Annotated in this window: 12 protein-coding genes; 9 read left to right on the forward strand and 3 right to left on the reverse strand. The window is 39.2% G+C overall.

Annotated elements, in window-relative coordinates:
• The first annotated feature begins 26 nt into the window (after nucleotides 1-26).
• Nucleotides 27-575: a thioredoxin family protein gene (locus FLJC2902T_RS04075; protein ID WP_023578504.1), complete on the forward strand. Its 549-nt coding sequence runs from the start codon at nucleotides 27-29 to the stop codon at nucleotides 573-575.
• Nucleotides 576-649: 74 nt separating this feature from the next.
• On the opposite strand, the gene FLJC2902T_RS04080 is transcribed toward FLJC2902T_RS04075, so the two are convergent.
• Complete coding sequence (locus FLJC2902T_RS04080; protein WP_023578505.1) at nucleotides 650-1,924, reverse strand: acetyl-CoA hydrolase/transferase family protein; 1,275 nt, start codon at nucleotides 1,922-1,924, stop codon at nucleotides 650-652.
• Nucleotides 1,925-2,049: 125 nt separating this feature from the next.
• Here FLJC2902T_RS04080 and map point away from each other — a divergent pair, with 125 nt between their 5' ends.
• The 3 genes from map (at nucleotide 2,050) to FLJC2902T_RS04095 (ending at nucleotide 4,155) form a co-directional block, all read left to right on the forward strand.
• Complete coding sequence (map, locus tag FLJC2902T_RS04085; protein WP_023578506.1) at nucleotides 2,050-2,868, forward strand: type I methionyl aminopeptidase; 819 nt, start codon at nucleotides 2,050-2,052, stop codon at nucleotides 2,866-2,868.
• 70 nt (nucleotides 2,869-2,938) lie between these two features.
• Nucleotides 2,939-3,313, forward strand: coding sequence for a GxxExxY protein (locus tag FLJC2902T_RS04090; protein ID WP_023578507.1), 375 nt, complete (start codon nucleotides 2,939-2,941; stop codon nucleotides 3,311-3,313).
• 71 nt (nucleotides 3,314-3,384) lie between these two features.
• Nucleotides 3,385-4,155, forward strand: a complete 771-nt coding sequence (locus FLJC2902T_RS04095) for a class I SAM-dependent methyltransferase (RefSeq protein ID WP_023578508.1) — start codon at nucleotides 3,385-3,387, stop codon at nucleotides 4,153-4,155.
• Nucleotides 4,156-4,208: 53 nt separating this feature from the next.
• Here the strand turns inward: FLJC2902T_RS04095 and FLJC2902T_RS04100 are convergent, their stop codons facing one another.
• Nucleotides 4,209-7,022, reverse strand: a complete 2,814-nt coding sequence (locus tag FLJC2902T_RS04100) for a M16 family metallopeptidase (RefSeq protein ID WP_023578509.1) — start codon at nucleotides 7,020-7,022, stop codon at nucleotides 4,209-4,211.
• A gap of 174 nt (nucleotides 7,023-7,196) precedes the next feature.
• Here FLJC2902T_RS04100 and FLJC2902T_RS04105 point away from each other — a divergent pair, with 174 nt between their 5' ends.
• From FLJC2902T_RS04105 to FLJC2902T_RS04120, 4 genes are all read left to right on the forward strand, one after another.
• Nucleotides 7,197-8,450: a type IX secretion system plug protein gene (locus FLJC2902T_RS04105; protein WP_023578510.1), complete on the forward strand. Its 1,254-nt coding sequence runs from the start codon at nucleotides 7,197-7,199 to the stop codon at nucleotides 8,448-8,450.
• Between the two features lie 73 nt (nucleotides 8,451-8,523).
• A complete protein-coding gene (gene apaG, locus FLJC2902T_RS04110) occupies nucleotides 8,524-8,910 on the forward strand; it encodes a Co2+/Mg2+ efflux protein ApaG (protein WP_023578511.1) in 387 nt (128 codons plus the stop codon).
• A 105-nt stretch (nucleotides 8,911-9,015) separates the two neighbouring features.
• Nucleotides 9,016-10,644: an L-glutamate gamma-semialdehyde dehydrogenase gene (gene pruA / locus FLJC2902T_RS04115; protein ID WP_023578512.1), complete on the forward strand. Its 1,629-nt coding sequence runs from the start codon at nucleotides 9,016-9,018 to the stop codon at nucleotides 10,642-10,644.
• A gap of 131 nt (nucleotides 10,645-10,775) precedes the next feature.
• Nucleotides 10,776-11,147 (forward strand): hypothetical protein, encoded by a 372-nt coding sequence (locus FLJC2902T_RS04120; RefSeq protein ID WP_023578513.1) that lies wholly within the window; start codon nucleotides 10,776-10,778, stop codon nucleotides 11,145-11,147.
• A gap of 103 nt (nucleotides 11,148-11,250) precedes the next feature.
• Here the strand turns inward: FLJC2902T_RS04120 and rsmG are convergent, their stop codons facing one another.
• Nucleotides 11,251-11,880 carry a 16S rRNA (guanine(527)-N(7))-methyltransferase RsmG gene (gene rsmG, locus FLJC2902T_RS04125; protein ID WP_023578514.1) on the reverse strand — a complete coding sequence of 210 codons (630 nt, stop codon included), beginning with the start codon at nucleotides 11,878-11,880 and terminating at the stop codon, nucleotides 11,251-11,253.
• A gap of 111 nt (nucleotides 11,881-11,991) precedes the next feature.
• On the opposite strand from rsmG, the gene FLJC2902T_RS04130 reads away from it, so the two are divergent.
• Nucleotides 11,992-13,086, forward strand: a complete 1,095-nt coding sequence (locus FLJC2902T_RS04130) for a fatty acid desaturase family protein (protein WP_035677229.1) — start codon at nucleotides 11,992-11,994, stop codon at nucleotides 13,084-13,086.
• Nucleotides 13,087-13,100 lie beyond the last annotated feature (14 nt).

Raw genomic sequence — 13,100 nt, forward strand, 5'->3', positions numbered from 1 at the left:
CTCTGTTTCCGGAAAAAATCAAAATTATGAAAACGACAGTCACTTTATTGGCCATGACAGTTTCATTATGGAATTGCAAAGCTCAATCAAAACCGATTCCAATTATGTCTTCGGAAACCACCGTGGTACAAACCAAAGACACATTAATAGGCAAGCAGTCCAAGGAAGCTTTGTTAAAAAATCCGTACAGTCTTTGGTACAATCCGAATCACGAAAACTACAAACCAAACGCCGCTACCCTATCCGAATTAAAAAAGCACATGACAGGCGTTTCCGTTACTGTATTTATGGGGACATGGTGCGAAGACAGTCAGCAACAAATCCCCTGTTTTTACAAAATCCTGGAGGCACTGCAATTTGACAACGCCAACGTTAGCCTGATTGCTGTCGACAAGAACAAAATCACTCCGCAACAGTTTGAAAAAGGACTGGACATCACCAATGTACCAACCTTTATCTTCTACAGAAACGGAAAAGAAATTCATCGTATCGTAGAGCGACCAATGGAAACACTGGAAAAAGACATGTTGAAAATCCTTTCGGGACAACCTTACAAACACGCTTATCAGAACTAATCAGGGTCATTTCACCTTAAAAAAAGATAAAAAACAAAAAGGTTAGCATCTATATATTAGCTAACCCTTTTTTGTTATTGGCCTTTCAGCATCGCATGGTATTCCCTTTCAATCCATTCCTGATGGTTGGGGTGTGCGATTTTAACCATTTCGGCGAAACGTTGTTTTAATGTTTTTCCGTATAAATTAGCGATACCGTTTTCCGTAATAATGTGTTGGACGTGCGATCTCGTGGTTACAACTCCGGCACCCTGTTTTAAATATGGAACAATCCGGCTTTCTCCTTTTTTGGTTACCGATGGCAACGCAATGATTGCTTTCCCGCCTTCACTTAAAGAAGCGCCTCGGATAAAATCCATTTGTCCGCCCACACCGGAATACATTTTTGCTCCTATGGAATCGGCACAAACCTGTCCGGTCACATCCACTTCGATAGCCGAATTAATGGCCACCATTCTCGGGTTTCTTCTGATTACTGCCGTATCATTCACATACGATGACTCCCGCATTTCAATAAACGGATTATCATTCACAAAATCGTACAACCGTTGCGAACCGATTAAAAAAGTAGCCAAAGCCCTTCCGCGGTTCACGCCCTTATAATTGCAGTTAATCACATCACTTTCAATCAGATCGATCACGCCGTCTGAGAACATTTCGGTGTGCAATCCCAGATCTTTGTGATTGGTCAGTTTTGCCAAAGCCGCATTCGGAATGGAACCGATTCCCATTTGCAGCGTGCTTCGATCTTCAATCAGACTCGCTACAAAACCACCGATTTTTTCTTCTTCCGGAGAAATCACCGCCATGCCATGACCGTGAATTACTTCATCAACTTCCACCAGATAATCAATTTCGGAAACATGCAAAATACCGTCACCAAAAGTTCTTGGCATTTTCGGATTGACCTGTGCCACTACAATTTTGGCATTTTCAATAGCAGCCAAAGAAGCCTCCACTGAAACCCCTAACGAGCAATACCCATGCTTATCCGGCGGGGAAACATGAATAAAGACAACATCTAAATGCACTGCTTTTTTTCGGAACAACTGAGGCAATTCACTGAGAAAAACAGGCGTATAGGAACCGTTTCCGGCAGTCAGTGTGTGACGCACATTACTTCCGATGAAAAACGAATTCACATGAAAACTTTCCGACAATTCGGGATTTGCATAAGGTGCTTCTCCTTCCGTATGCAGGTGACAAACCTCAACATTTCGCAATTCCGAAGCTCTTTCGGCCAACGCTTTCGTTAAAACAGACGGAGCGGCAGCGGCAGCCTGCACATAAATTCGGTTACCGGATTGCACTACTTTGACAGCTTCTGCTGCCGAAACATACTTACTCATACCTTGAATTTTAAACAAAATTAAGCCGTATGAAGTTACGAAAACATGACAAAACTCATAACAAAATATCGAATAAAGATTTATCGTCAGAATATTGTATTTTTGCAGTCCAACAATTTGAAGATATGATTATCGTTAAAACCCGTGAAGAAATTGAATTGATGCGCGAAAGTGCCTTAATCGTTTCTAAAACCCTGGGAATGATTGCTTCTGAAATCAAACCCGGCGTAAGCACTTTATATTTAGACAAATTAGCCGAAACGTTTATTCGTGACCACGGTGCAACCCCGGCTTTTTTAGGAATGTACGGATTTCCGAATTCGCTTTGCATGAGTCCGAACGCCCAGGTAGTTCACGGTATTCCGACCGATAAACCTTTGGAAAGCGGCGATATCATCTCGGTAGATTGTGGTGCGTTGAAAAACGGATTTTACGGTGATCACGCCTATACTTTTGAAGTGGGCGAGGTAAATGAAGCCACCAAAAAACTATTGAAGGTTACGAAAGAGTCGCTTTATGTGGGTATCCGCGAACTGAAAGTGGGCAACCGTACGGAAGACGTTGGTAATGCGATTCAGAAATATTGTGAAAGTCACGGTTATGGTGTGGTTCGGGAATTGGTCGGACACGGAATCGGACGTACGATGCACGAAGCTCCGGAAATGCCGAATTACGGTAAAAAAGGACGCGGAAAACAATTGGTTGAAGGAATGGTTGTTGCCATTGAACCGATGATTAATCAGGGAACAAAAAACATCAGACAACATAAAGACGGTTGGACAATCACAACTGCCGATAACAAACCATCGGCACATTTCGAACACGATGTAGCAATTATTGACGGAAAACCTGAATTGCTATCGACATTTGCGTATGTACACAAGGCTTTGGGAATTACTTCTGATGAGGAAAATGAATTCAGAAAAGTACCGTTTGTAATTTAAGTTGTTCCGCTAAAGATGCTCGAGGAAAAATAAAACACAAATTTCACAAATTGTCACAGATTACTTTTTAATGGAAAATTTTTATTTAAAAGAGGAAACTTATACGATTATTGGAATTTGCATGGAAGTTCATAAAATCCTCGGCAAAGGTCATAGCGAGATAATTTATGGTGATGCTTTAGAATATGAATTCAGAAAAAATGGAATTCCTTTTGAAAGAGAGAAAAAGTTTAACGTCACCTATAAAGACATAGTTTTACCCCATCATTATTTTTCGGATTTTGTGATTTTTGAAGAAATCATCTTAGAGATAAAAGCAATTCAACAACTTTCAAGTAGTGAGACAAAACAAACACTCAACTATCTTGCTGCTTCAAAAAACAAAGTTGGATTACTTGTGAATTTTGGAGAAGACAGTTTAAAATACAAAAGAGTTGTCTTGTAAAATCTAAATCAATAAGAACACAGTGCATCTGTGTTAATCTGTGAAACCTGTGTTTACCTTTTATTCATCCTATGAAAAAACTCTTTAAATTCATCTTAAATACAATTCCGCGTCCAATATTAATCCGCTTGAGTATTGTTGTGCGTCCCGTTTTGGCTTTTTTACTCAAAGGAAACACCTTCACGGATCCCATTGACGGGAAAAGTTTCCGGATGTTTTTACCGTACGGATACGGATCACAACGCAACAATGTTTTGTCTCCAAGCACCTTATCCTTGGAAAGACACCGTTTGCTTTGGCTATATTTAAAAAACGAAACCGATTTTTTTACGGCTACCGAAAAGAAAAAAGTATTGCATTTTGCACCGGAGCAGGAATTTTACAAGCGTTTCAAGAAACAACAAAACATAGATTACACTACAACCGACTTGTTTTCACCCTTAGCGGATGTAAAAGCAGATATCTGTAATTTGCCGTTTGATGATAATTCGTATGATATTATTTTCTGCAACCACGTTTTGGAACACATTCCGGATGACACCAAAGCGATGCAGGAACTCTTCCGGGTTTTAAAACCGGGCGGTATTGGCATTTTCCAGATTCCGCAGGATTTATCCAGAGCAACAACTTTTTCGGATGATTCCATAACCGATCCAAAAGAACGGGCTAAAATATTCGGGCAGTACGATCACGTTCGTGTTTACGGAAGAGACTATTTCGACAAATTAAGAAGTATTGGCTTTAAAGTCACCGAAGAAGATTATACCAATAAAATAGCTCCCGAACTGGTAGAAAAATATTGTCTCGCGAAAGGCGAAATTATCCCGGTTTGTTACAAATAAAAAAACTCCCTGCTGTAGCGGGGAGCTTTTCGTTTAACTAACTACCAACCTATTTATTTACTATTTTCAGGCATCAGCATTCCCACAACTTTTTCTTTTGTAAGATACTTTTTCGCCACATCCTGAATTTCTTTAGCCGTTAAAGCATTTACTTTTTCTTCAAATTTCAACACTTCTTCAGCACTTTGATCGTTTGTATACGATCTTGTGAAGTTTGACAACCAGAACCTGTTTTCTTTACTTTCTTTCTTGAAATCCAACAATTCACCTTCTTTGAACTTGGCCAAATCCTTCGCTTCCGGTCCGTTAGCGATAATTTTCTGAAGTTCATTTAAAGCCGAAGCCGTTAATTTTTCCGCATTATCAGGTCCGCAAGGGAATGAAATACTGAAATTAAAATAACCGTAAGGCACTTTACTCATGCTTCCTCGCGCTCCTACACCGTAAACTCCGCTTTCGTTTTCACGTAACTGTTCCACTAATTTAATAGTCAGCACTTCACCCAATGCCTGCATAGCAAAAGCTTCTTTAGCAGAATATTGTGCATCACCATAATACATGATGTTCACGGTACTCTTAGGATCTTTCCCTTTATTAACCACTTTTTTATGTTCCCCTTTCAGCATTCGATACCCTAAATCTTTCGCTTTTTCTCTCATTGGCTTTGCCGGCAATGACGCTAAGTATTTCACTGCATACTCTTCGATAACCTTGTCATCAATATTTCCTACGAAGAAAAATTCAAAATCGGATGCATTCGCAAAGCGCTCTTTAAATTTATCGTATGCCAATTTGTAATCGGTTTCCGCCCATGTTTTGTCTGTCGGAACCAAACCGTTAAAACGCGGATTTTCCTTGTTTAGGTACGTATAAAACTCCTGTTGGAAATAAAATGCCGGTTGGGACGTCATGTTTTTATAGAAGGCCGATTGTTTTTGTTTGTAACCTTCGAAAGCCTCAGCATCGTAATTCAAATCGGTAAAATAAGCATACGTTTGCTGGAACAAATACTCCAGATCTTTTGGTGTTGCATTTCCTCTTAAACCTTCAGTGGTATTACTGATGTACGGATTAACCGATGCAATTTTACCTGTCATGAATTTATTGATATCGTTCAGCTTCAATCCGGAAAAACCAGCTTCGGCTAAAGCACCGTTCGCAAACTGGATTTTTTTCATTTCCGCATCAGAATACAAATTACTTCCTCCAAAACTTACTGCTTCAAATAGTACCTCATCATTTTTGAAATCCGTTTTCTTATACGTCACTTTCGCGCCGTTGGACAAGAACAATGTTTTGGTTCCCAATTTTTCGTTGTTTTCTCGGCGGATAATCGTTCCAGGATTCGGTTCTGCTTTCAGTAATCCTTTTGCCACGGCTACGTCTTCATACGCCGTAATCTCCGCATCGTTGACTTTCAACGCATTTAAAACTTCCTGTTCGGTTGCTTTTTTAAGGTTTTCTTTTTCCGGACCGGTTAAAATCACCACACGGTTTTCATCTTTAATAAACCCATTCATCAGGCCGTTAATATCTTTCAGTTCTATCAACGGTAAAATCTGTTTCACGGTTTTATACGTCCATTCGATTCCCGGCGTCGGTTCTTTTTCTAAGAAATGTGATTGATATTCGCTTACGAAATTCTCCGAATTCGTTTTATCCCTATCATTGTACATCTTCTCTATTCCGGCAGCTATCTCTGCTTTTGCCCTGTCCAGTTCCCCCTGCGTGAAACCAAATTTTTTAGCTCTTTGATTTTCTCTTACCAAAACCTTTAATGCCTCGATTTGCTTGTCTTCCTGCGACATCGCTACCGACTGAAATGCTTCTTTGCTTCTCGCCCACGTACCTCCGTGATACGAATATCCATAGGTAAACGGCGGTGTTGCTGAATTAGTAAGTTCGTCAAATCGCGCATTAATCATGGATGAGAACAAACCTTCCGCTAAATCATCCTTCAGATCTTTCAGGCTAACCGTTGGTTTTGGCAAACCGGTATCTTTGTACATCAATTGTACCTGAGCACTGGATGCTTCTTTATCACTTTCAATCGCAACGAAAGTTTCTTTGTGATTCGGAACATCAAATGTCTTTCTTGGTTTTTCGTTCTTCGGATTTTGGTAATTTGAGAAATGATCGATAATTTTTTTCTCCATTTCGGCCACATCGATATCTCCTACCACGATAACACTCATCAGGTTCGGACGGTACCAGTCTTTGTAGAAACGGATTAAGGATTCGTGTTTGAATTTCTCAAGAATTTCCTTCTGACCGATTGGCAAACGTTTTGCATAATGAGAATTGTACATCAATTTTGGCATAAAACGCCCCATCATTCTTTTTTGGGCACCTAAACCCAAACGGTATTCTTCCAAAACAACACCTCTTTCCTTATCAATTTCTTCCGGAGTAAGTACCGTATTGAAAGCCCAGTCCTCTATAATCTGAAATCCTTTTTCGAGTTTTTCGGGACTGTCGGACGGAATCGGTAAAAAGTAAACCGTTTCATCAAAGCTGGTATACGCGTTTAAATGCTGACCGAATTTCACTCCGATGCTTTGCAGATAATCCACCAGTTCATTTTTAGGAAAACGCTTTGTCCCGTTAAAGCACATGTGTTCCATAAAGTGCGCCAATCCCTGTTGATCATCGTCTTCAAGGATGGAGCCGGCGTTAACCACTAGGCGTAAATCGACTTTATTCTCCGGCTTGGCATTTTTCTTGATGTAATACGTCAGACCGTTTTTCAGTTTTCCGGTTTTTACTTCCGGATCAAACGGAATCGCTTTTGAAAAATCTATTTCCTGAGCGAAAATTACAGCAGGAAACAAAAATAACCCGAAGGTCAGTTTGCTGAGTTGTCTCATAATGTTTTTGGTTAATTATTTTTTTTTGTAAAACTATTCATATAACTCCAAAGTAAGTTTTTTATTATAACTAATTTAACAAAATTTAAAATTCGGATTAACTCCACAAAATCAAAAACAATTTAAATCAATGTTAATCATTATATTTACACTTTAATTCCTACACCTCAAAAGATGGTTGCAAAAAAAATATATTCCCTTTTACTGGTATGTTTAAGTTTTTTTCAGGCAGTGGCACAGATTGAAAAAGAAGTAGCTCCGCCTTTCAACATTAAATCGGTAGCTTTTGTTCAGAACGGAAACATTACGATTCCCATATTCCGTCTGGGTGAGCCTTTTCAGTTTGAATTTGACGACGTTTACGGAAACGAAGCCGACTATTACTATACCATCACCCAGTACAATTACGATTGGACTCCGACCGATTTAGGCAAAGCCGAATACTTACAGGGAATGGACAATCAGCGTATCATCAACTATAAGAATTCGTTTAACACACTACAGTTGTATTCGCATTATACACAAGCATTTCCAAATCGGTTCAACCAAATTTTACTGACCGGAAATTATATGCTGAAAATCTTTAACTCCCAACAGGAATTGGTTTTTTCACGCAAATTCATCATTTATGAAGAACGTGTTCCGGTCGCGACGCTGGTAAAACGTTCCCGTGATCTTGAGACCATTGATAAAATGCAGAACCTGTATTTCACCATCAACACCGGAAACTATCTGCTTCAGAATCCGAATCAGAACGTCAAAGTCGCCTTATTTCAAAATGGAAAATTCAACAACGCGATTTACAATATAAAACCGCAGTACACCATCGGCGCCGATTTAATCTACAGATTCGATAAAGAAACGAGTTTCTGGGGCGGAAATGAATATTTGAATTTTGAAAACAAAGACATTCGTGCGGTCGCAAATAATGTCGGACATGTGAGTGCCGGAGAAATCTACAATTCCCACCTCTACATGAACACGTCCCGAAAAAATGCAGGGTACACCTATTACCCCGATCTTAACGGAAGTTTTTTACCCAACAACCTTAACGCGGAAGACAACACTATTGAGGCCGATTATGCCTGGGTTTACTTTACATTGAACACGAATACCTTTATGGACAAAAACGATGTCTATATATCGGGAATGTTTAACAATTACGCGCTCACTCCTGAATTCAAAATGGATTACAATGCCGATAAAGGATTGTTTGAAAAAGCCCTTCTGATAAAACAGGGATTCACGAATTACGAATATGTAATTGCAGATAAAAACGGAAAAATCGATCATCAAAATGCCATTGACGGTAATTATTGGCAAACCGAAAACAATTATTTCGTTTTGGTATACTACAGAGGTAACAACGACCGTTATGACAGAGTCATAGGAAAAGGAATGGCAACTTCCGTAAACATAACCAATTAAAAAAAACATAATTTTTACAATCAAAAATAAATATTTCCTATTTTTGAAGTTCAAATCCATTTTTACAAAAAATATGGTTTCACAAATAACAAGCGGTATAAAGATTTCTGTATTAACCAGTTTTGAAGGCACGTACTTTAAAAACTACAAGATTCACTTTGCCTTCAGTTATGAGGTAACCATAGAAAACCAGAGTAAAGATTCGGTTCAACTGAACTCCCGCCACTGGGAAATCCACGATTCGCTCAACGATCTTGAAGTTGTTGACGGAGAAGGCGTTATCGGTAAAAAACCGGTTTTAAAACCGGGAGAAAAACACACCTACAGTTCCGGTTGCCTGCTGTCATCTCCTTTCGGAGCCATGAGAGGCTATTTCAACATGGTAAATTTCACGTCCACAAGAAGTTTCCGCGTTATCATTCCGACTTTCAAATTGAGTGCTCCTTTTGCACTGAATTAAACCATTAATTTTACAAAACCATTAACAATTAACCGATTAACAAATTGGCTAATAATTTGTATCTTCGCTACGCGAAATTTTTGATAACTCAAATTATAACAAATTATGCCAAAAGGAATCTACAATGTTCCGACCGCGGTTAACGAACCCGTTAAAACATACGCTCCCGGAACCCCTGAAAGAGAAGCTGTTGCAGCCACTTTCAAACAAATGTTCAACAGTACAGTTGATGTACCTTTATATATCGGCGCAGAGGAAATCCGTACCGGAAAAACCAAAAACATGACGCCTCCATTCGACCACAAACACGTGGTGGGACAATATCACGAAGCCGAAAAAGAGCATATTGAAAAAGCGATTGCATCGGCTTTGGAAGCAAAGAAAAAATGGGCCAACATGCCTTGGGAACAGAGAGCTTCCATTTTCTTAAAAGCTGCCGAGTTATTGGCAGGTCCTTACAGAGCTAAAATCAATGCTGCTACCATGATTGCACAAGCAAAAACAGTGCATCAGGCAGAAATTGATTCAGCATGTGAGTTGATTGACTTCTTACGTTTTAACGTACAGTTCATGACACAAATTTATGCAGAACAACCCGTTTCATCGGAAGGTATCTGGAACCGAATGGAACACCGTCCATTAGAAGGATTCGTGTATGCCATCACGCCGTTCAACTTTACTGCAATCGCTGGAAACTTACCGGCTGCACCTGCTTTAATGGGTAATGTGGTAATTTGGAAACCGGCTGCAACGCAGGTATATTCGGCTAATGTAATCATGGAAGTTTTCCAACAGGCAGGTTTACCGGCAGGTGTTATCAACATGATTACCGGAAATTCAGGAATGATTTCGGATACATTATTGGCAAGTCCTGATTTCGCCGGAATTCACTTTACTGGATCAACCGGAGTTTTCAATGATATGTGGGCGAAAATCGGTCAGAATATCAGCAAATACAAAACATACCCAAGAATTGTAGGAGAAACAGGTGGAAAAGATTTCGTTCTTGCTCACCCTTCTGCAATACCTGCTCAAGTGGCTACCGCTTTAACAAGAGGTGCTTTTGAATATCAGGGACAAAAATGCTCTGCGGCTTCAAGAGCGTATATTCCGGCTTCACTTTGGCCTGAAGTTAAAGAATTATTATTAGCTGATTTGGCTTCGATTAAAATGGGATCTCCGGAAGACATGAGTAATTATGTTTCATCTGTGATTTCAGAACAATCCTTCGACAAACTAGCAGGATTCATCGATCAGGCTAAAAAAGACGCCGATGCTGAAATTATTGCCGGTGGAGGTTACGACAAATCTGTGGGATACTTCATTCAGCCTACGGTTATCTTAACTACGAATCCGAAATACAACACTATGTGTACGGAATTATTCGGACCAGTTCTTACAATCTATGTTTACGAAGATGCTAAATGGACTGAAACTTTGGCCTTAGTTGACGGAACTTCAAGCTATGCATTGACGGGAGCTATCTTCAGCCAAGATCGTTACGCGATTGTTGAAGCTACAAAAGCACTTGAAAATGCAGCCGGAAACTTCTACATAAACGACAAGCCGACTGGAGCAGTTGTTGGTCAGCAGCCATTCGGTGGTGCGAGAGCATCAGGCACGAATGACAAAGCAGGTTCTATCTTAAACTTATTACGTTGGGTTTCTCCGAGAACAATCAAAGAAACTTTCGTTACTCCTACGGATTATCGTTATGCTTTCTTAGGAGAATAATCTGATTTGTAAATTTCGATTTTAAGATTTAAAATCTCCATATAAAACGATAAACCCGCCAGAATCAAATTGCTTTGAATTCTGGCGGGTTTTTTATATCTTTAGGTTAACTCCTCTTAATCAAACACACAATGAAAGATAAATTTATGTACCCGGTTTCTATTGGAACAGGTATAATTTTCTGGATAACACTGTGTAATCTTACAGATCAAACGGAAGCCTGGGACAGCGTTCACTATTATACAATTGGACTGCCTGTCTTTATGCTGATCAACTTATTTTTCGGCTATATTGCACCAAACAATGCATGGAAATGGGGCGCTTTGAGCACTATGGCACAACTCATCCCTTTGATACTCATGTCCGAACCCAGTCCCTTTTGGGCGGTGGGTGTAATTACATTCGTCATATTTTCGATTCCTGCAATCTTGGCAGCAATGCTGGGATCAAAATTGAGCAAAAAGAAATCAGAAGCAACAAAAGAAGATTTTACAAATAAATAAAGTTTCTATTAAATCTTCATTGCAACCAAAAAAACCAAAATATCTAAATCACTTAGAATATTGCGGACTCATTTTTGCATCACGAATCAAAAATTTGTAATTCCTAAACCTTAAATTTCAGTGGCAAGTGCACCACTTTCTTCGTTTCAAAAAACTCATCTTCAAAGAAATCCGATAAATTGTATTCCGTGGCTTTCGGGAAATCTTTTAATTCTTCGGTTAAATCACCACCTTTCAAATACAGGATTCCGTTTTTCAATTCGTGATTCTGTTTCTTTTTGATTTTATCTTTCACCCAAGAAAAGAAATCCGGCATGTTGGTTACAGCACGGCTTACAATGAAATCGAACTCTTCTTTTACATTTTCGGCACGCATTTGTTCGGCTTTCACATTTTCCAACCCCAATCCTTTTGCCACTTCATTCACCACACGGATTTTTTTTGCAATCACGTCAATCAGATAAAAATCGACTTCCGGATATAAAATCGCTAGCGGAATTCCGGGAAAACCACCACCAGTTCCCACATCCAATATTTTAGAGCCGGGTTTGAAGTCAATAATTTTCGCAATTCCAAGCGAATGCAACACGTGTTTGGTATACAATTCATCGATGTCTTTTCTCGAAATCACATTGATTTTTGCATTCCAGTCTTTATACAATTCTTCCAATTTTCGGAACTGTTCTATCTGATTATCAGATAGATTAGGGAAATATTTTACAATATTCTGCATTATTCTGAATTTTCAACAAAAGTACACATTTTACTGTTGAAAATTTTGACTAATTTAACGGTTTGCGTTTCCATTAATACTTACCTTTGAAGCGAATTAATGCATTTGATTATGAATACACAAGCTCCGATATTTTCAAAAACGGACAATATGAAATTTTTCCGAACGCTGAACAAACGCGTGAATGACTATTTCAAAGACAACAATATCAAAAAAACCGGAAACTGGAAATTGCATCTGAAAACCGTTATTATGTTTTCACTTTTTCTGACACCATATTTCCTGATTCTTACTTTGGATTTACCTTTTTGGGCACACATTTTAATGACTATAGTTATTGGAATCGGAATGGCCGGTGTGGGGATGAATGTAATGCATGACGGGAACCACGGCTCCTATTCCACAAAACCCTGGTTAAATAAAATCATGGGCGGTAGCATCTATATTTTAGCCGGAAACGTATACAACTGGCAAGTACAACATAATGTATTGCATCATACGTACACGAATATCCCAGGCCACGATGAAGATCTGGAAGCTGGTAGGGTAATCCGATTCACTAAACATGCCGACTGGTCTCCCATTCATAAATTCCAACATTATTATTCAGTTTTCCTTTACGGTTTGCTTACGTTCAATTGGGCAATTACTACAGATTTCAAACAGATGAGAAACTATCTCAAAAGAAAATTATCATATGGCGAACCTAAAAATCCAAAAATTCTTTGGACAACTTTAGTAATCACAAAAGTGATTTATTTCTCTATTTGGTTAGTGATTCCGATGATTTTAGGAATTGTCTGGTGGCAAGTTCTTATCGGATTCTTCGTAATGCATTATACAGCCGGACTGATTTTAAGTATCGTGTTCCAATTGGCGCATGTGGTAGACGAAACCACCAACCCGACTCCGAATGAAGTAGGCGAAATCGAAAACACCTGGGCTATTCATCAATTGTTCACCACAACCAATTTCGCTCCGAAAAACTGGATCGTAAACTGGTACACCGGAGGACTGAACCATCAGATTGAGCATCATATCTTCCCGAATATCAGTCACATTCACTACGGAAAAATTGCTGAAATCGTAAAACAAACCGCAAAAGAGTGCAACTTGCCTTACTACGAATACAAAACAATGACCAGCGCCGTTATTGCCCATTTCAAACATTTGAAAGAACTGGGACAAAAACCGCAAATGGCATAATTTTAAAACTAAGA

It is taken from the genome of Flavobacterium limnosediminis JC2902, from assembly GCF_000498535.1.
Lineage (GTDB): Bacteria > Bacteroidota > Bacteroidia > Flavobacteriales > Flavobacteriaceae > Flavobacterium > Flavobacterium limnosediminis.

What these genes read in the sequence shown, in the direction of transcription:
- FLJC2902T_RS04130 (WP_035677229.1), top strand. Translation starts at nt 11,992, where the DNA reads ATGAATACACAAGCTCCGATATTTTCAAAAACGGACAATATGAAATTT.
- rsmG (WP_023578514.1), bottom strand. Translation starts at nt 11,880, where the DNA reads ATGCAGAATATTGTAAAATATTTCCCTAATCTATCTGATAATCAGATA.
- map (WP_023578506.1), top strand. Translation starts at nt 2,050, where the DNA reads ATGATTATCGTTAAAACCCGTGAAGAAATTGAATTGATGCGCGAAAGT.
- FLJC2902T_RS04080 (WP_023578505.1), bottom strand. Translation starts at nt 1,924, where the DNA reads ATGAGTAAGTATGTTTCGGCAGCAGAAGCTGTCAAAGTAGTGCAATCC.
- FLJC2902T_RS04095 (WP_023578508.1), top strand. Translation starts at nt 3,385, where the DNA reads ATGAAAAAACTCTTTAAATTCATCTTAAATACAATTCCGCGTCCAATA.
- apaG (WP_023578511.1), top strand. Translation starts at nt 8,524, where the DNA reads ATGGTTTCACAAATAACAAGCGGTATAAAGATTTCTGTATTAACCAGT.
- FLJC2902T_RS04090 (WP_023578507.1), top strand. Translation starts at nt 2,939, where the DNA reads ATGGAAAATTTTTATTTAAAAGAGGAAACTTATACGATTATTGGAATT.
- FLJC2902T_RS04100 (WP_023578509.1), bottom strand. Translation starts at nt 7,022, where the DNA reads ATGAGACAACTCAGCAAACTGACCTTCGGGTTATTTTTGTTTCCTGCT.
- FLJC2902T_RS04075 (WP_023578504.1), top strand. Translation starts at nt 27, where the DNA reads ATGAAAACGACAGTCACTTTATTGGCCATGACAGTTTCATTATGGAAT.
- pruA (WP_023578512.1), top strand. Translation starts at nt 9,016, where the DNA reads ATGCCAAAAGGAATCTACAATGTTCCGACCGCGGTTAACGAACCCGTT.
- FLJC2902T_RS04105 (WP_023578510.1), top strand. Translation starts at nt 7,197, where the DNA reads ATGGTTGCAAAAAAAATATATTCCCTTTTACTGGTATGTTTAAGTTTT.
- FLJC2902T_RS04120 (WP_023578513.1), top strand. Translation starts at nt 10,776, where the DNA reads ATGAAAGATAAATTTATGTACCCGGTTTCTATTGGAACAGGTATAATT.